The following is an 18,627-nucleotide window of genomic DNA, read 5'->3' on the forward strand; positions in this document are numbered from 1 at the left end:
GCCCCCGCAGGATGCCCGCGGCGATCGCGTGCAGCAGCAGGTGGGCCAGCGGGCCGCGGGGCCGTCCCGGACCGGGGAGCAGCCGGAATTCGCCGATCTCGTCCGAGTGAACGAGCACGTTGTCCAATATCGTTGTGCCGCTGCCGGTCTCGCGCTGTCCGATACCGTCCCAGTCGTCGACGTGCACCACCCCCTCGCGGTCTCCCGGCACGATGATGCTGACCTGTTCTCCGGCTTCGTTGTTCGCCCCGATGCGCAGATAGTCGGCGTAGATGCTGCCGGTGCTGTAGAACTTGCGCCCGTTGAGCCGGAAATGGTCGCCCTCGGCGGTCACGGTCGTATCGTAGGTGTACACGCCCGGCTGCCCGGACAGCTCCGACTGCGCGCCCGCGAAGATCTTGCCCTCGCGAATCCACTGCAGCCACCGCTCGCCCCGGTCGGTATCGCGCACCCGCAGTGCTTCCTCGGCGGTGGCCCAGTGAATGCGCAGGATGTGCGGGACGTCAGGATCGGCCTGCGCCAGCCGGACAGCGAGGGCGAAGAACTCGCGCAGGCTGTAGCCGGCTCCACCCAGTTCGCGCGGCAATCGCACCGCACCCAGGCGATGCTCGCGGGCCAGTGCGAGAGCGCGGTCGGGGCGGCCTCCGCCGGCATCGCGGCGGCGCCGGGCGTCGGCGGCGATCTCGTCGATCACCGCCTGCAGCTCGGCGGAATCGAGCGCCGGTGGGATATGTTCGGTTTGTGTCGACGTCATAGCGACCTCCACGGATAGTTCGGATGGTGATCGGGTCGCGCACCGGTTCTGGCTGGTGGGCGACGTCAGCCGCCGATCGCGAGCGCGGTCGGGTCGGTGAGGCGGTGACCGGGGACGGCGGCGACCAGTCCCCGGGTGTACGGGTCGGTGGGGTTGTCCAGAACCTGACCGACCGGCCCGGATTCCACGATCCGGCCTTGATGCATCACCGCCACGGAGTCGGCTATCGCGCGCACCACGGCGAGATCGTGGGAGATGAAAAGGTAGCTGAGCTCGAGTTCGTCCTGCAGGCGGTGCAGCAGGTCGAGGACCTGGGCTTGGGTGACCACGTCCAGGGCCGAGAGTGCCTCGTCGAGCACCAGCACCCGCGCGCCGACCGCGAGGGCGCGGGCTAGTGCGACCCGCTGCTGCTGCCCGCCCGACAGTTCCCGCGGCCGCCGATCCAGCACGGCGGCGGGCAGGCCGACCCGGTCCAGCGCCTCGCGCACCCGATCCCGGCGCGCGGCACGGCCTTTCACCAATCCGAACGAACTCAGAGGTTCCGCGACGATCCGCTCGACGCTCCAGCGCGGATCCAGCGAAACCTGCGGGTTCTGGTAGACGAGCTGGATATCACGCCAGAGTTCGCGGCGGTCACGGCGTTTCGCGGCGGTGATGTCGTGACCGAGCACCGACACCGTTCCGCTGCTCGGAGTATGAAGCCCGAGAACGAGTTTCGCGGTGGTGGACTTGCCCGACCCCGACTCCCCCACGAGCGCAAAGGTTTCCCCGCGTGCGACGGTGAAGGAAACATCCCGCACGGCATGCAGTTTTTCGGTGCCGACGTCGAACACCTTGCCGAGATCGCCCACCACGACGGCGGGCTGCGCATTGCCGGCGCGGCCGCGCGGCGGCCGGGACAGATGTGCGGCCACAGCATTGCGCAACAATTCCCGGCTGTAGGGGTTGCCCGGGTGCGCGATGATGTCGTCCACGGTCGCGGTCTCCACCGCCCGGCCGCCGCGCATGACGGCCACCCGGTGCGCCCGATCGGTGGCGATGGCCAGATTGTGGGTCACCAGCAGCACCGACACCGAGAACTCATGCGCGAGACCGTCGAGGACGTCGAGTACCTGTCGCTGCACCGTGACATCCAGCGCCGAGGTCGGCTCGTCGGCGATCAGCAGCTTCGGGCGCAGACCGAATGCGATGGCCAGCAGTACCCGCTGCCGCATACCGCCGGAGAGCTGGTGCGGATACTGGTCGTAGCGAACATCCGGCCTGTCGATGCCGACGAGGTCGAGTAGTGCGATCGACTGCCTCCGGATCGACGCGGCATCGGGGCGGGTGACTCCGCTGAGATCGGGATGTAACCGGAAGATCTCCGCCACCTGAGAACCCACGGTGCGCACGGGATTGAGCGAGGTCGCCGGATCCTGTGGCACCAGGGCGATTTCGCGTCCGCGCAACCGGGCGAGTGCGGAGGCACTCGCCGTGGTCAGTTCGCGGCCGGCGAACCGGATGCTGCCGCCGGTGACGCGGCCACCGGAGGGCAGCAGCCCGATCACCGACCGGCTCAATGTGCTTTTGCCCGAACCGGATTCGCCGACCAATGCCACGATCTCACCGGGTGCGATATCCAGGTCCACATGGTGCAGCACCGCATGCTCGGTGCGGCCCGCGCGAAACGCCACGGACAGATCGCGCACCCGCAGCAGCGGTTCGACAGGCTCGGTGTCGGAGTGGTCGGACATGGCTGTTCCTCTACAGACGGGTGGCGGATCTGATCCAGTGGCTCAGCCGCGCGAAGGCCAGCACGACGGCCATCACGGCGAGGCCGGGAAAGGTGGTGAGCCACCAGGCATTTCCGAGATAGTTGCGGCCCTCGGACAGCAGCGTGCCCCATTCCGGGGCGGGCGGCGGTGCACCGAAACCGAGGAAGCCGAGCGCGGCGATCGCCAGAATGGTGGAGCCCAGTTCGACCGCGACCAATGCCAGCACCGGACCGATCGAATTCGGCAGTACGTGGCGCACCAGCACACCCGGTTCGCGGGTGCCGGAAAGCCGCGCGGCCTGAACATATTCCAGCTGCGTGATCCGCAGCGCCTCCGCCCGCACCAGCCGCGCGAACGGGGCGATGGCGGCGATGCCGACACCCAGGGCGATATGCAGCGTGCCCGGTCCCAGCGCGGCCACCAGCACCAGTGCGAGCAGGAAGCCCGGCACCGCGAACAACACGTCGACCAAGCGCATGATGATCGCCTCGACCGGCCCCCTGACCACTGCGGCGACGACCCCGAGAACCGACCCGGCCACGAGTCCGAGCAGCACGGCAGCGAAGGCGCCGACCAGGGTGGCCCGTGTTCCGTGCACGAGCCTGGTGTAGGAGTCGCGCCCGATCCGGTCGGTGCCGAACCAGTGTGCGGCGCTCGGCGGGGAGAACGCGTCGGCGGGCACGCCCACCACCGGATTGTGCGAGGTGAACAGCCCCGGGACCAGCGCCCACAGCAGCACCACGGCGAAGATCGCGAACGCGGCGATCAGCGACAGGTCCTGCCGGGCGGGTCGCCGGACAGGCGCAAGGGGCACAACGATTTCAGTGTCGGTCATCGCATTTCCTCACGCCCGCGCCGGGTCGCCGCCGCGCACGATCCGCGGGTCCAGCAGCGGGTAGATCAGGTCGACCGCGAGGTTCACCACCACAAAGACGGTCGCGATCATCAGCACGAACCCCTGGATCAGGGCGAGATCCTGGTTGGCGACCGCCTGCTCGAGCACCGAACCCACGCCGGAGCGCGAGAACACCGTCTCGGTGACGACCGCACCACCGACCAGCAGGCCGATGATATTGGCCGCGACGGTCAAGGTGGGCGCGGAGGCGTTCTTGAGCACGTGCCGGAAGAACACCCACGCCTCCCCCGCCCCCTTGGCGCGCGCCACCTCGACGAATTCCTGCCGATAGGTGGCGTCGATGCTCTGCAACAGGACCTGTGTCACAGCGGCCGACAGCGGTATGCCGAGCACGATCGCCGGCACCAGCACCGACAGCAGCGACCCGTCCGGGAACACCGACATCAATCCGAACTGGAACGACAGGATCTGCAAGGCCACGATGCCGATCCAGAACGGCGGGACCGAACTGAACAGCGGCGGCACCACCCGGAACAATTTGCCCAGCGCGCGCGGCCGCCCGAGATAGACGAAATAGGCGACCAGTGCGGTGATCACGATCGCGACGATCAGAGCCAGCCCGGCCAGGCGCAACGTCGACGGCAGGGCGTCGCCGATGCGATCGACGACGGTCTGCCCGCTGGAGATGGAGTAGCCGAAATCGCCGGAGGCCAATTCGATCAGCTGATGAAGGTAGCGCGATATCGGCGAGCGATCGTAGCCGTAGTAGGACTTCATCGCCCCCAGCACGTCCGGGTCGATCCCGGCTCCGTCGCTGATCTGCCCGACCAGGGCGGTCACCGGATTCGACGGCAGCAGTGTCACCGCGATGAAGATCGCGGTGTAGGTGAGCCACAGCACCGCGACCGCGTGCAGCACTCGCCGCCGGATATAGCGGCCCATCTCACCCCGCCTTCCACGCGGTGTGGAACAGCGGATAGGTGGTCGCGTTGAATTCGACGTTCACCTTCGATGACACCCCGTAGACCTGCGCTTCTTCGAAGGTGGGGATGACCAGCGCCTTGTCGATGAGGTACTTCTGCTCCTCGCGCTGTACCTGGGCCAGTGCGGCATCGTCGGCGGCGTTCAGTTCGCGTTCGCGGAAGGCGACCAGTTCGGGGTCGGTGACCAGCAGCGCGGTATTTCCGGGGGCGCCGAACTGCTGAGCCAGCGACACCACCGAGATCCGGCTGACGGTGACCGGCACCTGCGGATCGGTCTGCGCGGCGTTCGCGAAGGTGACGTCGTTGCGCACGTTCAGCACCACGCCGAGTTCCTGGCGCCACTGCTGGGCGATGTATTCCCACGCTCCGCCGAGCGCCGCCTGCTGGGCGTCCTGCGGAACCGTGAGTTCCAGCCGCTTCCCGTCCTTCACCCGGACGCCGTCGGCGCCCGCCCGCCAGCCGGCCTCGTCGAGCAACTGCCGCCCCCGGCCGGGATTGTAGGCGAGGTCGGCCGAATGATCTTCGAAGGCAGGATGATCCACGTTCAGAATGGATTTCGCGGGCGGGAAATTCGCCGACAGCGCGGTGCGCGACATCTCGTCGCGGTTGATCGTGATCTGCAGTGCCTTGCGCACGCGCTCGTCGGAGACCAGCGGGTTTCCGATCCGGAAGGCGGCGAAATTCGAGGTGCCGAGGGTCGGCCGGGTGGCCAGCACCTGATAGCCGCTGCGCTGCAGCGCCTTCTCGTCGACCGGCTGAATTCCCCGGGCGATGTCCACCTGGCCGGATTGCAGTGCGCCCGTGCGTAATCCGATTTCCGGCAGCACCCGCCAGACCACCTTGTCCAGATAGGCCGGTCCCTGGTTGCGCGAGGTCTGTGGCGCCCAGTTGTAGCCCTCGCGCCGACGCAGGACCACCTCCTGATTGGGCACCTGCGATTCGAAGACGAACGGCCCGGCCGAGACGACGTTTTCGGGTTTACCCGCGTCGTCGACGTTCAACTCGAGGGTCGAGGCGGCGACGATCCCGTTCTGCAGTTGCGAGGTGCGCAACGCGAAACCCTGGTTGGGGCGGGTGAGTACCACCTTCACCGTGTCGTCGGCGATAAGTTCGGCGTGGTCGAATCCCGGTTTGAGGTACGGGTTGGCGGTGATGTTTCGTGCCTGGTCGCCGCGTGCGAGTCGTTCGAGGTTGCGGCGCACGATCTCGGCATCGAGCGGAGTGCCGTCGCTGAAGGTGATGCCGGGCCGGATGCGGAAGGTGAATTCGGTATTGGCCGGATTGTGCGACCACTCCGACGCCACCCACGGCACCAGCTTCTTGGTCACGGGATCGAAATACAGCAGAAACACCAGCACGCCGAACACCAGATTGCCCGAACTGTAGGTGCCCAGCCGCTGGTTCTGCCACGACGGCACGGCCTGGGTATCCGAGATGACCAGAGTGCCGCCACGGACCGGGGCACCGGTGGGCGCAGTACCGGTTTGCGCCCCTTCCCGGCCGCTGCCGCAGGCCGCCAACGCGAGCGCCCCGATCGTTCCCGCGCCGGCGGCGAGGAATCCGCGTCGGGTGAATCTGCTTGTCATGCATGGTCCTTCATCGCATCGTGGTTTCGAGAACCCGAAGGCGGCCGAGGCGAGTCGATCGACCGGATGTCGGGGAGTGACCTGCCGTATCGGGGCGGTAAAGACGTTGGGCCAAGGCTATGCCCGATGGCGGGAACCGGTGCGTGTTGCGATCGGCGAGATTGTCTATACCGTGCGTTAAGTTATCGTGAAACCACGCGGCTCGACCGTTATGCGGTCGTGCTGAAGGCGCCCCGCCATCGACGCGCCGGATGAGACTGCGGGAGCGTGTCGTCGCGGCCGAAAAGCTTGTGCCGCAACGTTCCCGGCTCGTATTCGGGCAGGGCCAGTCCGCGCGTGCGCAATTCGGGGACGACATGGTCGGCGAAGTCGGCAAAACTTCCCGGCGTCACCAGATATTGCAGGTTGATACCGTCCACGCCCGCGTCCTGCCAGCGTTCGAGTTCGTCGACGATCTGTTCGGGGGTGCCGACGATGCGGGTGTCTTGTTGTTTGTGCCGGATGAAGTCGGCGATCGTCACGTCGGTGCGGCCGTCCGCGGCCCGGATCAGGCCCTCGATGGTGCTTTTCGTACCGTCGACCCGCCCCGCCAATTCGCCGATCGGGGTGTCGGTGGGCAGGCCGCCGAAGTCGATGCCGATACTGCCGCTGCGGTGGGCCAGCAAACCGTCGACGCTGAAAGAGGAATCCAGGTCCTCGGCCTTGCGGCGCGCCTCCTCCTCGGTCGACCCGACGATCACCGTCAATCCCTGGAAGAATTTGATGTCGTCGCGCTCCCGACCGGCGGCGACCGCTTGGTCGCGGGTCGCCCGGATGACCTGCTCGGCGGCGCGGGGCGAGCCTTGAGTGATGAAGACACCCTCCGCGTGGCGGGCGGCGAACGCCCGGCCCGTCTCGGAGGTGCCCGCCTGGAACAGCACCGGCGTGCGCTGCGGCGACGGCGCCGACAGATGCGGCCCCTCGACGGAATACCGGGCACTGCGGTGATTGATCTTGTGCACCTTGGCCGGGTCGGCGTGGATGCCTCGCACGCGATCGCGGATCAAGGCGCCGTCGTCCCAGGACCCCTCCCACAGTTTGTAGACGACTTCGGTGTACTCCTCGGCCCATTCGTAGCGGCCGTCGTGCTCGACCCGATCCGGCAGATCGAAGTTGCGGGCCGAATTGCGCAGCGCGCTGGTCACCACATTCCACCCGATGCGTCCGCCGGAGAGGTGGTCGAGCGTGGAGATCTTGCGCGCGAAGGAGAATGGATGATCCTGCAGCACCGAGCTGGTGATCACGATGCCGAGATGTTCGGTGGCGGCGGCCAGCGCCGAAACCAGTGCCGAGGGATCATGATTCGGGATCTGCAGCCCTTCGGCGACATGGGTGTCCCAGCCGCCGTTGAAGTCGTCGTAGAGGCCGACCACATCGGCGAAGAAGACGGCGTCGAAGCCCCCTCGCTCGAGGATGGTGACCAGTTCGATCCACGGGTCGAGGGTGTGGAATTCGGTCTGCCGGGTGTCCTCCCGTCGCCAGGCCCCGTAGGCGACGTGGGTGACGGTGTTCATGGTGAAGGCGTTGAGCAGGAGACGTGGCCGGGTCATGGGTGGTCGGACCTTTCGGTGGATCGGCGCGGCGGCGGGGTGCGGAACGGTCCGGCCGTCAGTGCTGTGCGCCGAAATCGTGGAGCAGCAGGGCGATCTCGAAGCCGCGGCGCTGCAACCAGTGCGCGACCACCGATGCGCGGGCGGCGGTGAGGTCGTCGATCAGGACCACCCGGGCACCCCGTACGGCGATGGTCCGGTACGACACGCCGAGCAGCTGCCCGCCCTCGGCGTTGATCGATCCGGGCAGGTGCTGCTGCGCGAATTCCTCGGGTGTGCGCACGTCGAGCAGATAGGTGGTGCGGTCGGGGTCGGCCGCCCACGCGTGCGCGGTTTCCACCGTGACACGGTCGAATTCGTCGTCGGCGGACAGCGCCCGCACCCGCTCGGCCGCCCGCTCACGGGCGGCCTCGTCCACCGGTCCGTACACGGCGGTCGCGCCGGTTTCGAGTTCGAGGTTCTCCTGCTTCCACGCCTTGGTCCCCTCGTGCAGGTAGGAAACCTTGTTCGGCACACCGGCGTCGATCAGGGTCTGCGCGCCGATGATCGCCCGGGGCAGCCCGGCGCAGGACACCACGACGTGGGTGTCGGGCGAGGGAACCACGTCGGCGAAGCGCAGCAGCAGCTCCGCGCCCGGAACGCCGACGGCACCGGGGACGTGACCCGCGGTGAATTCCGGCAGCGTGCGGGTGTCGATGACGACGACGTCGGCGCCTTCGCCGGTGAGCTTCTCGAGTTCGGCCGCGGTGACCGACGGGGTCTCGCGTTCGTCCCGGATGCCGAGAGAGAACGTCAGGCCGGGCACGTCGAACGTCGGCAGATCCTCGGTGCCCTCGCGGGTCCATTCCGGGATGCCGCCGGTCAGGACGTAGACCTCGGTGCGCCCGGCCGCGGCCAGCTCGTCGGCGACCGGCCCGGCTGCACCGTCACCGCCGTCGACCAGTACCGTCCGCACCAGCTTGCGCGGCACGAACCGGTCGATTTCGGCGGCTACCCGCTCGGCCGGCAGGTTCGTGGCGAACAGCGGTGACGCGTAGCCGACCACGTCGCCGGGACGGATGTCGAGCACCGCGAGTTCGTCGCCGTCGGCCAGCCAGCGCCGCAGCGTCTCCGAATCGATTGTGCCGGTCGCATTTTCGGTATTCACCGGGTCCGTGGCGTGCGGGGCGGCGGCGCTTTTCTCGATCGATGACGTACTCATGTGCGCGGTCCACCTTCACTCGAAGGGAGGTGGAATAGCCTCCCAGGAGACCACAGGGTAGGCCCGCAGCGGGAGCCACCGCGGACGATCGAGGCCCCGCCCGAAACCGGTACAGGGGTGGCGAACTGGGCAGACGCTACCGGCCGACCGTTCAAATCACGACGGTTCGAGTGTCGGCGGCGGCCGATGCGCGGTGCGGGTGTTTCGACCACGGCGATCGGTATTCATTGACGCGCCTCGACCGAGCCAGTAGGAGAGTAGATACGGCCATTGCCGTTTCACCGATCGTCGAGCCTCATCGCCGCACAAGTCTCCGAGCGCGCGCTGATCCTCGTTCACCGAACAGGAGCCGCCCGTATGAGCACGGGAACCGATACCACCGCGCCCCGACCGCAGCGACGACTGACCCTCGCCGCATCCATCGTGGGTGCCGGCGCCTCCGCGAAGGCGTGGAACTGGCCCGGCACCAAGTGGAATCGCTTCGCGGACTTCGAGCACTACCGGCGCTCCGCCGAGATCGCCCGGTCCGGGAATCTGGACGCGATATTCGTCTCCGACCATCCGGCATTGCAGCGTGATGCCCGCCACGGGCCGGGTCATCTGTTCGATCCGATCGTGCTGTTCTCCGCGATCGCGGGTGCCGTCCCCGATATCGGCTTCGTGCTGACGGCGTCGACGAGCTACAACTCGCCGTACAACCTGGCGCGCCGGCTCGCGAGCCTGGATACGATTTCCGGCGGCCGGGTGATCTTCAACGCGGTCGCCAACTTCAACCCCGATATCGCCGCCAACTTCACCGCCGACGGACTGCTCGACCGCGAAGACCGCTACCGCAAAGCCGACGAATTTTTGGACGTGGTCAAGAAGTTGTGGCTGTCGTGGGATGCCCCGCAGGGACCCGAGCCGCAGGGCCCGCTGTGGGACGAGACCACCGCGCGGGTGATCGATCACCACGGCGAATTCTTCGATGTGCGTGGACCTCTCAATGTGCCGGTGGGTCCACAGGGGCATCCGGTGATCTCCCAGGCCGGCGCCTCCGAACAGGGCATCGATTTCGCGGGTAGGCACGCGGAGATCGTGTACGCGGCCCTGCTCGAGAAACAGTCCGCGGTCGATTTCGCCGCGAAGCTCGACGCCGCGGCGCAGCGCCACGGTCGACCGGCCGACAGCATCCGGCTGTTCCCCGGCGTGAACGTCTATCTCGGTGACACCCACGCGGAGGCGCTGCGCCGCCATGAGGTGTTCAGCGGCGCCGACAGCGAGGACGACCTGATCGCACACTTCCTGCACCAGCAGCGCACGCTGAATCCGGCCTTCCCGAAGCAGCTCGACGCCGACAAGCCGTTGAAACCGGAATGGTTCGAACCGCAGGAGGATCAGACCCGGCCGATCGGTTTCAGCAAGGCGCTGCAGGACCTCGTCCGCGTCGAGGAGCCGACCACTCGCCAGATCATCCGGCGGGTCGGCGGGGCCGGCGGGCATCGGCTCGTGATCGGCACCCCGAAGGAGGTCGCCGACGCCCTCATCGACTGGTGGGCCGACGGCGCGGTGTCCGGATACAACGCGCATTTCCCGCTGCTGCACGACGATCTCGAGCGGTTCGTCGCGCAGGTGGTGCCGATCCTGCAGACCGAGGGCGTCTTTCCCACCGGATACGACGCCCCGACGATCCGCGGCCGCTTCGGCCTGCCGGAACCGGGTATCTCCCCCGCCGAGGAGGCCGCGTAACCCCCGCGGCCCGACCACGGTGGCCGACGCGCACCAAGGCGGAGTCGTCGGCGGCGGGTGGCCGGTCCGGTAGGTCCAGCCTTCGACGCCGACCCATGCGGTCGGCCCCTCAGTGCCTCGGTCTCCTCGCTCGCCGCAGTCATCTCGGTGCCGAAAAATCTTCTCAGCCAACCGAATCGGGCTCCGGCCCGCTCGGCGGGCACAGATACGACCGGTGCCGCTGGAGGTGATCCGCGAGGCGCTGGAGGTGGCCCTGCAGGCCGGATATCAGTACACGGCGCCGGTTCGACGGCTTGACCCGAGGGTTCTGCAGCTCATTCTCTGTCCATTGGGAGTGGCGTTCGATCCAAGGGCATCGGCCCCCGGAAACGGCGTCTCAGGGGCTCACTAGAGTTCGTTCATGGGGTGGTCTATGTGGGTAATCGTCCGGTGACCGCGGGTCAGCGCCCGCCTCAGGCGCCGGACATGAGATTCGTTGGGCGGCTGGGCCAGGTCGCCCGGATCGCGGGTCCGGTAGTTCTCACTTCGGCGACCACTGTCGTGCTCGGGCTGACTGACACCCTCGACGTTTCGGAGCCGCTACGCGCGATTCCTACGCATGTCGACGCAAGGAAATCCGCTGCTCTTCTTGATCCCCGAACAATGAACCCCACCTCGGAATCTAGGCACTACCTGCGCATTGACCAGAATTCTCGGTCAGCGGGTTCGAGGTTCGAGTCCCTGATGGCGCACTCCACACGAAGACCCCTGACCCCGGGATGCCGGTCAGGGGTCTTCTGCGTTTCCGACTCGGATGGTCGGTGAATTCTGCTCGGCCGCACAGAGATTCCGCGTGCGCCTTGCCACACCGACTGCGGTCCGGTCGATCAGCCGATCGGTGGTGCCAGGTACTCCAGCTCATAACCGGCGCCGGCCGACGTTACGCGGGCGATGCCGGGTGAGTCGAGGTGGGCGCCGGCGACGAAGTGGTGTGGGCGGGTCAGTTGTTCGAGGAGGCACGCCCGCGCGGCGCGGGCCTGGGATTGGTTGCCGTCGAACTCCCAGGACACGGCCGGTCGATCGAATTGGAGCGTGGGAACATGCACGGTGTCGCCCCAGACGAGAAGGTGGGCGGCGCCGCTGGTGACGTCGTAGACGGTATGACCGGGGGTGTGACCCGGGGTCGGGATCGCCGTGATCCAGTCGTTGATCGCGACCTGTTCCGATACGGGGACGACCCGGTCGCGGATCGGCTCCAGCCGGCCTGTGAACACCGACGTGTCGCCCGCGCCGATCCACACGCGTTCGAGTTCGGCGAACGCCTCCGAACCGTCCGGCGCGATCAGGCCGCTCACGTGATCTTCGTGGTTGTGGGTGATGGCCACATCGGTGACCTGGGCGCGATCGACTCCCGCTTCGTCGAGCGCGTCGTAGACCAACCCCATGGTGGGGTCGTGCCAGACGTCGGACGCGCCGGTGTCGATCAGCACCGATCGCGTGCCGTCGGTAACGAAGAAGGCGTTGACCGACAGCCGCAGATTGTCGCCGACCAGCGGCACGGCGGCGGGCAGCTCGGCGAGCGCACACCCGTGCTCGTCGCGGAGGCGGGTCGGCGGCATGTCGATGTAGCCGTCTCGCAACGAGATCACCTGCAGGTCACCGAATTCGAACGTGGCATGGTGCCGGCCACTCGAAACCCAACGCATGGAACCTCCGTGTCGTGCGCACATATCGTGTTTCTTCGATAGAAGATGACATCTCCTATCGAAGAAACATACACTGTGGGCGGCGAGATACCCATCGATCGAGGAGCGCGGTGGCCGAGCAAGACGGAAACGTGACCGGACCACACCACGGTGACGAGCCGGCCGGCGCGTTCGGCGGCAACGTGCGACGACGCCGCGAGGAGGCGGGCCTGACGCTCGAGCAGCTGTCGACCCGGTCGTCGGTCAGCCGGGCGATGCTGTCGAAGGTCGAACGCGGTGAGAAGAGCCCGACCATCGGCGTCGCGTCGAGGATCGCCCACGCGCTCGACGCGTCGCTCTCGGACCTGATCGGCGGGTCCGCCGCTGCCACATCGGGCGCGGCCGTCGTCCTGCGCAAAAGCGATCGTCCCGTTTTCCGCGACCCCGAAACCGGATTCGAACGGCATATGGTGTCGGCCGCCCCGGGCGTGGGAACCGGCGAGATGATCGTCCACCACCTCCCCGCACAGGTGTCCACCGGACTGCTGCCCGCGTATCCGCCGGGCACCGAGAAACAACTCGTGGTGCTCGACGGCACCCTCACCGTCTTGATCGGCGGAATCAGCGAAACCCTGAACACGGGCGACTCCCTGTTCTTCCAGGCCGACACGGACCACGGCTTCGCCAACCGGACCGACGCCGCCTGCCAATACATCATGGTGATCTCGCGTCGCCCTTGATCGGCCGCCGACCGGAACCGGTCGCCGGCCTGGGGCGTCCAAACAACTGTGGGGAGCATTATCGAGTTCATCGATGCGCGGTTGCGCGAGGACGAGCATGCGGCGCGGGCCGTCGACGGGGAACGGCGGGCGTGGCGGGAGGTGCTGGCCAAGCGGCTCATCGTCACGCTGGCACAGCTACCGGACGGGGGCGGGAGTGAGGATCGGTTGTTGCGGTGCGTCGCGCTGTGCTGGGCCGACCATGCCGACTATCGACCGGAGTGGATCCTCTAGGTCCACGCGGCGGGGACGTGGTTAGGCTCGACGGCATCCGTTCGCGATCGGGAACCGACATGGCCGACTACGCACATACCGACCACGCCAGTAAGGGCCGCGCCGAGAAGGCGCGTCGGCTCGCGGCCTATCTCTGGCAGCGCGGGGTCTCCGGCGCCGAACTCGCGACCATCCCGGCGGCCACGCGCCGAAAGCTCGCGCGCGCAGCCGACACGAATCCGCCGAGTACCGACGAGACCTGGACTCTGGTCGCGCAACTGCTCGACGAGAAGGATGCGTGGGCCACGCGCAACCCGAACCATCCTGCCGCACAACGTGTTCACACGGACGAGAAGATTCTGTGGATCAAGCCGCCGGTGACGCCCTGGCTCGCCGACGACGCAAACCCGTCCCCCTGAACCCTGCCCGGACCGCGCGCCACCCTTGACAGCAAGAAGTGAACTGGAGTTCACTCCTTGGGTGACCGACGACGCGCACCACTCCGGCACCCGGCCCGCGGCCTGGCGCGAGGACCTGACCAGCGGCGAGGACTCGCTGTTCGCCGACCGTCCGGAACCGGAGCAAGGTCCGGCCTACCGCACCCTCACCTACGAGGTGACCGGCCGCATCGCCCGCATCACGTTCGACCGCCCCGAGCACGGCAACGCCATCACCGCCGATACCCCCATCGAACTCGCGCACGCGGTCGAACGCGCCGACCTCGATCCGCGCGTGCACGTGATGGTGGTCTCGGGGCGCGGCAAGGGATTCTGCGGCGGCTACGACCTCTCGATCTTCGCGGAGAACGGCCTGTCCCCCACCGTGTCGGCCCAGCCCACGACCGGAACAGTGCTCGACCCGGTGGTGCAGGCGCGCAACCACAACCCGTGGGGCACATGGGATCCCATGGTCGACTATCAGATGATGAGCCGGTTCAACCGCGGCTTCTCCAGCCTGCTGCACGCGAACAAGCCGACGGTCGCCAAACTGCACGGCTTCGCCGTCGCGGGCGGCACCGACATCGCCCTGTTCTGCGATCAGATCATCTGCGCCGACGACACCAAGATCGGCTATCCCCCCACTCGCGTATGGGGCATCCCGGCCGCGGGGATGTGGGCGCACCGCCTCGGCGATCAGCGCGCCAAGCGGTTGCTGTTCACCGGCGACTGCCTCAGCGGTAAGCAGGCCGAGGAGTGGGGCCTGGCCGTGGAGTCCTGCCCCGCGGACGAGCTCGACGAACGCACCGAACAACTGCTGGAACGGATTTCGCGCATGCCGATCAATCAGCTGATCATGGCGAAATTGGCACTCAACAGCTCACTACTGGCCCAGGGCGTCGCGAATTCGGGCATGGTGAGCACCGTGTTCGACGGCGTCTCCCGGCACACCCGCGAAGGGTACGCGTTCCAATTGCGTTCGGCCACGGTCGGATTCCGGGAAGCGGTGCGTGAACGCGACGAACCGTTCGGCGACTGGAAGCGGGCGCAATTCGACCGGCCGGATGGCGCCGAAGACAGGTGATGCGGTCTCCGGGACGAAACCACCCGAGCATCGAACCGGCCGCGACGACTTCGGAGCCTCGGTACCGAAAACTCGGACGACAATCCGGCGTTCGTCTCAATCCGCGTGCGCAACCTCACCTATCGCCGGCGGCATATCCGATTCGCGCTCGGCACGCGCACTCACCTTGTCCGCCAGCGATCGCAACGCCCGCGCCTCCGCGTCGGTCAACTGGTCGACGAACAGCCGCCGCACCAAGTCGACATGCCGGGGCGCGGCCTGTTCGAGCGCCCGGCGACCGGATTCGGTGAGGCAGATCAGCCGGCCGCGCGCATCGTCGGCGGCCGGACTGCGCACCACCAGCCCCCGCTTGTCCATCCGCGTCAGATGCTTCGACAGCCGGCTCTTGTCCCAGCAGATCTGCGCCGCGAGGTCGCGAGCGCGCACACTCCCCTCGCGCGCATCGGACAGTGCCACGAGAATTTCGTAATCGGGAACCGACAGTCCGTCGCGGGCGAGACCGGCGGCCATCGCGGCGTCGAGCCGCTGCCGTAGCCGGATGTACGCAGACCAGGTCTGTTGCTCCTGTTCGTCCAGCCACCGCACCATGGGAATGATCCTACCGAGTTATTGGTTGACATGGACACCAACCGGCCTAGGAGGACATCATGCCCGCGATCACCGTCGACGACATCCTGGTGCTGCCGCGACTGCCCCGCCCGGAGCAGACCATGCGACAGCGGCCGGTCCGGACCGTGACCACCGCCCACAAACAACTCGAGGGCGCCGGATTCGAGGTGCGCCGGCCGTTCCCGAGCCTCGATGTGCGCACCGCCGACCCGTTCATCCTGCTCGACCACATGGGCCCGGTCGCCTACGAGCCCTACCAGGCCAAGGGCGCCCCGTGGCATCCGCACCGCGGTTTCGAGACCGTCACGTACATGATCGACGGAACCATGGTTCACCACGATTCCAACGGCGGCGGCGGAACCATCGCCGAGGGCGACACCCAGTGGATGACCGCCGGTTCGGGCATCCTGCACGACGAACTTCCCGCCGAGGAACTGGTGATCTCGGGCGGCGTCTTCCACGGTGTGCAACTGTGGGTCAACCTGCCGCGATCGCTGAAGATGGCGGACCCGCGTTACCAGGATCTGCGCGCGAGCGAACTGACACTGGTCACCTCCCACGACGGCGGCGCGCTCGTCCGCATCATCGCCGGCAATGTCGGCGGATACGAGGGTCCCGGCTCGACCTACACGCCCATCGCCTACGCGCACGCCTCGATCAGTCCCGGCGCGCGGCTGGAAACGCCGTGGCCGCAGGAGTTCACCGCGATGGCCTACGTGCTGGCCGGCAGCGGCACCGTCGGCGACGAGGGCCGCACCCTCACCGAGGGACAACTGGCGGTACTCGGCCACGGCGAGGCCGTCGCGCTCGCCGCCGACGACCGCCAAGAGGGGCCCACCGGTCAATTCGAGGTATTACTGCTGGGCGGCGCGCCGATTCGCGAACCGGTCGTGCAATACGGCCCGTTCGTGATGAATTCCAAACAGGAAATCATCGACGCCGTAACCGATTTCGAGGCCGGGCGCATGGGACATATTCCGGCGGAACATATGACGGGCCGCCGCCTGGGGGAATAAGCGGCTCTCGGCCGTGCGGTTGACAACGGCGGTCGCCATCAGAACAGTAGACTCGGCGGTTCCGGCCCTGCCACCGCGGGGAGTGCGGCCGGTCCGCCGTATCAACCGCAGCTGACATCGAGGAATACATGAACGTTCGCAGGCTAATCGTGACCGGCGCGGGCTTGATCACCCTCGCCGCCCCGATCGTCTCCACCGCCCCGTCCGCCCTGGCCGACGGTTTCATCCCCACCGGTTCCGCCGGTACCGGATCCTCCGGTATCGACGACGCCATCGGCGCCACCGGCTCGGCAGGACTGACGCAGACGGGTTCGGCGGGAGGCACGTTCAAGAACTGTGACGAGGCCCGGGCGGCGGGTCGCGCCCCGCTGTTCCGCGGTGAGCCCGGCTATTCGCCGCATCTGGATCCCGACGGCACCGGTATGGCCTGCCCGACCGTCTGATCCGCGCGGTAATCGCCGCAGACGACAAAGAACCCGGTGTGACAGTGTCACACCGGGTTCCGTCGTTTCTGCGGCGTCAGCGGCGGAAGATCTTGATCAGCACCAGCACGCCGACCAGAGCACCCCCGCCGATCAGGCTGTACTTCACCTTCGGCTCGTTCAGCTTCGCCACCACGGCCTTCTTGGTGTTGCCGGCGATCCGCTGCGGGTCCGCCCGCACCGCGAGCTCGTCGAGTGTGCCCGCGAGCCGATTGCGCGCGGCTTCGATCTCCCGCTCGATGTGCTCGGTATCCCTCGCCACATTGTCTCCTGTTGTCGTTCCGGTAGGTCGCTGGCCGTCGAGTCTATCCGCCGCCCCCGATGTCGCGTCCGTTGTCACATCGGTGGGCTACCGTGCTGGCATGACCGATACCAAAAAACTCGGCCCCGGCGACCCCGCGCCGGATTTCACGCTTCCCGATGCCGACGGTAAGCCGGTGTCGCTGGCGGACTACCGCGGCCGCAAGGTGATCGTCTACTTCTACCCGGCCGCCAGTACGCCCGGCTGCACCAAGCAGGCGTGCGACTTCCGCGACAACCTGGCCGAGTTGAACGAGGCCGGCCTCGACGTCCTCGGCATCTCGCCCGACAAACCCGCGAAACTGGCGAAATTCCGGGACAACGAGAAGCTGACCTTCCCGCTGCTGTCCGATCCCGAGCGCGAGGTGCTCCAGGAATGGGGCGCCTATGGCGAGAAGACGATGTACGGAAAGCGCATCACCGGCGTCATCCGCTCCACCTTCCTCGTCGACGAGCAGGGCGTCATCCAGGTGGCCCAATACAACGTGCGCGCGACGGGGCATGTGGCGAAGTTGCGCCGCGACCTGTCGGTGTAGCGCGGACCGGTGACGGACGAGACGCGGGGCCCGAGACGAACGTCTCGGGCCCCGCGTCGGCACTTCGCGGCGTTCAGTCGCGCTGCGGCATCATCGCGACCATCCACCGCAGGGTCAGCCGCCAGTGGTTGTCCCACCATTCGTTGAATTCGGTGGTGCCGAGCTGCGGCGGCGCCGACTCGCCCGGAAACAGCAGCGAGCCGTTGGGGGCGCCGACGGGTTCGGTCGGCGCGGGGATCACCGACTTCGACTGCGGCTCCGGCGCATCCGGCTGTGGCGCCTCCTTCGCCAGGCGCTTCGGCTCACTCGCCGGATCCGACCCTCGCACGCCCAGCCAGGGCGACCCGTCCGGTCCCCAGCCGGCGGAGGCCGGGTCGGCGGTCGACGGATCCGGCGCGGCATGCCGCGGTCCCGTCGACGGCTGGTCGGCGGTCCCGTCGACCGGCAGCTCCGGAATCGAATCCACCGCGGGCAGACCGGGTTCCGGGCGGGCATGGCGCGGACCCCGGCTCGGCTGCGCGTTGCGGGCGTCGGCGAGGCGGGTGGTGGCATCCGAGCGCGGATGGTCGGTGAGCTCGTGCACGCCGCCGATGGTCAGACCGCCGGCCAACACGCTCGCCGCGGCGACCACCGCGACCGAATTGCGTGACACCCGTGCGCGATCCCCCGCGTCCGCGACGAAAGCCTCCGGCTGCACCACGAGCGCGGCACCGATCGCCGACCCCGCCGCCGCGACGGCACACGGGATCACCGGCGCGTTGAAGCCCGCCGACAACAGCGCGGCGACTCCCGGATGGTCCGCGGCCGAACCGATCGCGACGACCGCACTGGGCCGCACGCCCGCCGCGTCCAGCTGATCCCAGGCGGCCGCGATACCCAGCCGCACCGAATCCTCGGAAACGAAACCGGCGGCGGTCGCGGTGGCCGCGACCACCCGGTCGCGATGCGGTGAAATCAGCGAGAAGCCTTGGTATCCCGGCATCAGCTCGCAGATCAGCAGATGGTCGAATTCGCTCGCCCAGGTCATCGCGCGGGCCAGCGCCAGATGCGCCGACT

At 67.8% G+C, this 18,627-nt stretch carries 17 protein-coding genes and 2 pseudogenes; 8 read left to right on the forward strand and 11 right to left on the reverse strand.

Going from position 1 to position 18,627, the window contains the following annotated elements; all coding sequences use genetic code 11:
- The 7 genes and pseudogenes from ON23_RS30665 to ON23_RS30695 all read right to left on the reverse strand — a co-directional run.
- Nucleotides 1–754 (reverse strand): annotated as a pseudogene (locus tag ON23_RS30665) (acyl-CoA dehydrogenase family protein); the annotation flags it as partial.
- Nucleotides 755–819: 65 nt separating this feature from the next.
- On the reverse strand, nucleotides 820–2,487 hold the full coding sequence (locus ON23_RS30670) for a dipeptide ABC transporter ATP-binding protein (protein WP_039782678.1): 1,668 nt from the start codon (nucleotides 2,485–2,487) through the stop codon (nucleotides 820–822).
- Between the two features lie 10 nt (nucleotides 2,488–2,497).
- Nucleotides 2,498–3,343 (reverse strand): ABC transporter permease, encoded by an 846-nt coding sequence (locus tag ON23_RS30675; protein WP_051043585.1) that lies wholly within the window; start codon nucleotides 3,341–3,343, stop codon nucleotides 2,498–2,500.
- Nucleotides 3,344–3,352: 9 nt separating this feature from the next.
- The gene (locus ON23_RS30680) at nucleotides 3,353–4,306 is read right to left on the reverse strand and encodes an ABC transporter permease (RefSeq protein WP_039782679.1); all 954 of its coding nucleotides are present in this window, start codon (nucleotides 4,304–4,306) and stop codon (nucleotides 3,353–3,355) included.
- A 1-nt stretch (nucleotide 4,307) separates the two neighbouring features.
- A complete protein-coding gene (locus ON23_RS30685; RefSeq protein WP_051043586.1) occupies nucleotides 4,308–5,933 on the reverse strand; it encodes an ABC transporter substrate-binding protein in 1,626 nt (541 codons plus the stop codon).
- 209 nt (nucleotides 5,934–6,142) lie between these two features.
- Nucleotides 6,143–7,522, reverse strand: a complete 1,380-nt coding sequence (locus ON23_RS30690) for an NtaA/DmoA family FMN-dependent monooxygenase (RefSeq protein WP_039782680.1) — start codon at nucleotides 7,520–7,522, stop codon at nucleotides 6,143–6,145.
- 58 nt (nucleotides 7,523–7,580) lie between these two features.
- Nucleotides 7,581–8,723, reverse strand: a complete 1,143-nt coding sequence (locus ON23_RS30695) for a rhodanese-like domain-containing protein (protein ID WP_083904343.1) — start codon at nucleotides 8,721–8,723, stop codon at nucleotides 7,581–7,583.
- A 357-nt stretch (nucleotides 8,724–9,080) separates the two neighbouring features.
- Here ON23_RS30695 and ON23_RS30700 point away from each other — a divergent pair, with 357 nt between their 5' ends.
- A complete protein-coding gene (locus ON23_RS30700; protein WP_083904344.1) occupies nucleotides 9,081–10,451 on the forward strand; it encodes an NtaA/DmoA family FMN-dependent monooxygenase in 1,371 nt (456 codons plus the stop codon).
- A gap of 866 nt (nucleotides 10,452–11,317) precedes the next feature.
- Here the strand turns inward: ON23_RS30700 and ON23_RS30705 are convergent.
- Nucleotides 11,318–12,136, reverse strand: a complete 819-nt coding sequence (locus tag ON23_RS30705) for an MBL fold metallo-hydrolase (protein WP_039782694.1) — start codon at nucleotides 12,134–12,136, stop codon at nucleotides 11,318–11,320.
- A 110-nt stretch (nucleotides 12,137–12,246) separates the two neighbouring features.
- Between ON23_RS30705 and ON23_RS30710 the strand changes: the two genes are divergently transcribed.
- From ON23_RS30710 to ON23_RS30725, 4 genes are all read left to right on the forward strand, one after another.
- Nucleotides 12,247–12,855 (forward strand): helix-turn-helix domain-containing protein, encoded by a 609-nt coding sequence (locus ON23_RS30710; protein ID WP_051043587.1) that lies wholly within the window; start codon nucleotides 12,247–12,249, stop codon nucleotides 12,853–12,855.
- Nucleotides 12,856–12,903: 48 nt separating this feature from the next.
- Nucleotides 12,904–13,128 carry a DUF6221 family protein gene (locus ON23_RS30715; RefSeq protein WP_039782681.1) on the forward strand — a complete coding sequence of 75 codons (225 nt, stop codon included), beginning with the start codon at nucleotides 12,904–12,906 and terminating at the stop codon, nucleotides 13,126–13,128.
- Nucleotides 13,129–13,187: 59 nt separating this feature from the next.
- Nucleotides 13,188–13,526, forward strand: a complete 339-nt coding sequence (locus ON23_RS30720) for a hypothetical protein (protein ID WP_039782682.1) — start codon at nucleotides 13,188–13,190, stop codon at nucleotides 13,524–13,526.
- 61 nt (nucleotides 13,527–13,587) lie between these two features.
- Entirely contained in the window at nucleotides 13,588–14,628 is a 1,041-nt protein-coding gene (locus ON23_RS30725; RefSeq protein WP_039782683.1) for a crotonase/enoyl-CoA hydratase family protein, read from the forward strand.
- 96 nt (nucleotides 14,629–14,724) lie between these two features.
- On the opposite strand, the gene ON23_RS30730 is transcribed toward ON23_RS30725, so the two are convergent.
- Nucleotides 14,725–15,216, reverse strand: coding sequence for a MarR family winged helix-turn-helix transcriptional regulator (locus ON23_RS30730; protein WP_051043588.1), 492 nt, complete (start codon nucleotides 15,214–15,216; stop codon nucleotides 14,725–14,727).
- A gap of 59 nt (nucleotides 15,217–15,275) precedes the next feature.
- Here ON23_RS30730 and ON23_RS30735 point away from each other — a divergent pair, with 59 nt between their 5' ends.
- Together ON23_RS30735 and ON23_RS30740 are read left to right on the forward strand one after the other, a co-directional pair.
- Nucleotides 15,276–16,253: a pirin family protein gene (locus ON23_RS30735; protein ID WP_039782685.1), complete on the forward strand. Its 978-nt coding sequence runs from the start codon at nucleotides 15,276–15,278 to the stop codon at nucleotides 16,251–16,253.
- Between the two features lie 128 nt (nucleotides 16,254–16,381).
- On the forward strand, nucleotides 16,382–16,696 hold the full coding sequence (locus ON23_RS30740; protein WP_036498971.1) for an excalibur calcium-binding domain-containing protein: 315 nt from the start codon (nucleotides 16,382–16,384) through the stop codon (nucleotides 16,694–16,696).
- 76 nt (nucleotides 16,697–16,772) lie between these two features.
- On the opposite strand, the gene ON23_RS30745 is transcribed toward ON23_RS30740, so the two are convergent.
- A complete protein-coding gene (locus ON23_RS30745) occupies nucleotides 16,773–16,997 on the reverse strand; it encodes a DUF3618 domain-containing protein (protein ID WP_039782687.1) in 225 nt (74 codons plus the stop codon).
- A gap of 100 nt (nucleotides 16,998–17,097) precedes the next feature.
- Between ON23_RS30745 and bcp the strand changes: the two genes are divergently transcribed.
- Nucleotides 17,098–17,571, forward strand: coding sequence for a thioredoxin-dependent thiol peroxidase (gene bcp, locus ON23_RS30750; RefSeq protein ID WP_039782688.1), 474 nt, complete (start codon nucleotides 17,098–17,100; stop codon nucleotides 17,569–17,571).
- A 73-nt stretch (nucleotides 17,572–17,644) separates the two neighbouring features.
- Here the strand turns inward: bcp and ON23_RS30755 are convergent.
- Nucleotides 17,645–18,627: pseudogene (locus ON23_RS30755) on the reverse strand (hypothetical protein); the annotation flags it as partial.

This window comes from Nocardia cerradoensis NBRC 101014, assembly GCF_000308535.1.
GTDB lineage: Bacteria > Actinomycetota > Actinomycetes > Mycobacteriales > Mycobacteriaceae > Nocardia > Nocardia cerradoensis.

Coding starts and splice junctions, on each gene's coding strand:
- ON23_RS30670 (WP_039782678.1), bottom strand. CDS start 2,487: ATGTCCGACCACTCCGACACCGAGCCTGTCGAACCGCTGCTGCGGGTG.
- ON23_RS30675 (WP_051043585.1), bottom strand. CDS start 3,343: ATGACCGACACTGAAATCGTTGTGCCCCTTGCGCCTGTCCGGCGACCC.
- ON23_RS30680 (WP_039782679.1), bottom strand. CDS start 4,306: ATGGGCCGCTATATCCGGCGGCGAGTGCTGCACGCGGTCGCGGTGCTG.
- ON23_RS30685 (WP_051043586.1), bottom strand. CDS start 5,933: ATGACAAGCAGATTCACCCGACGCGGATTCCTCGCCGCCGGCGCGGGA.
- ON23_RS30690 (WP_039782680.1), bottom strand. CDS start 7,522: ATGACCCGGCCACGTCTCCTGCTCAACGCCTTCACCATGAACACCGTC.
- ON23_RS30695 (WP_083904343.1), bottom strand. CDS start 8,723: ATGAGTACGTCATCGATCGAGAAAAGCGCCGCCGCCCCGCACGCCACG.
- ON23_RS30700 (WP_083904344.1), top strand. CDS start 9,081: ATGAGCACGGGAACCGATACCACCGCGCCCCGACCGCAGCGACGACTG.
- ON23_RS30705 (WP_039782694.1), bottom strand. CDS start 12,136: ATGCGTTGGGTTTCGAGTGGCCGGCACCATGCCACGTTCGAATTCGGT.
- ON23_RS30720 (WP_039782682.1), top strand. CDS start 13,188: ATGGCCGACTACGCACATACCGACCACGCCAGTAAGGGCCGCGCCGAG.
- ON23_RS30730 (WP_051043588.1), bottom strand. CDS start 15,216: ATGGTGCGGTGGCTGGACGAACAGGAGCAACAGACCTGGTCTGCGTAC.
- ON23_RS30735 (WP_039782685.1), top strand. CDS start 15,276: ATGCCCGCGATCACCGTCGACGACATCCTGGTGCTGCCGCGACTGCCC.
- ON23_RS30740 (WP_036498971.1), top strand. CDS start 16,382: ATGAACGTTCGCAGGCTAATCGTGACCGGCGCGGGCTTGATCACCCTC.
- bcp (WP_039782688.1), top strand. CDS start 17,098: ATGACCGATACCAAAAAACTCGGCCCCGGCGACCCCGCGCCGGATTTC.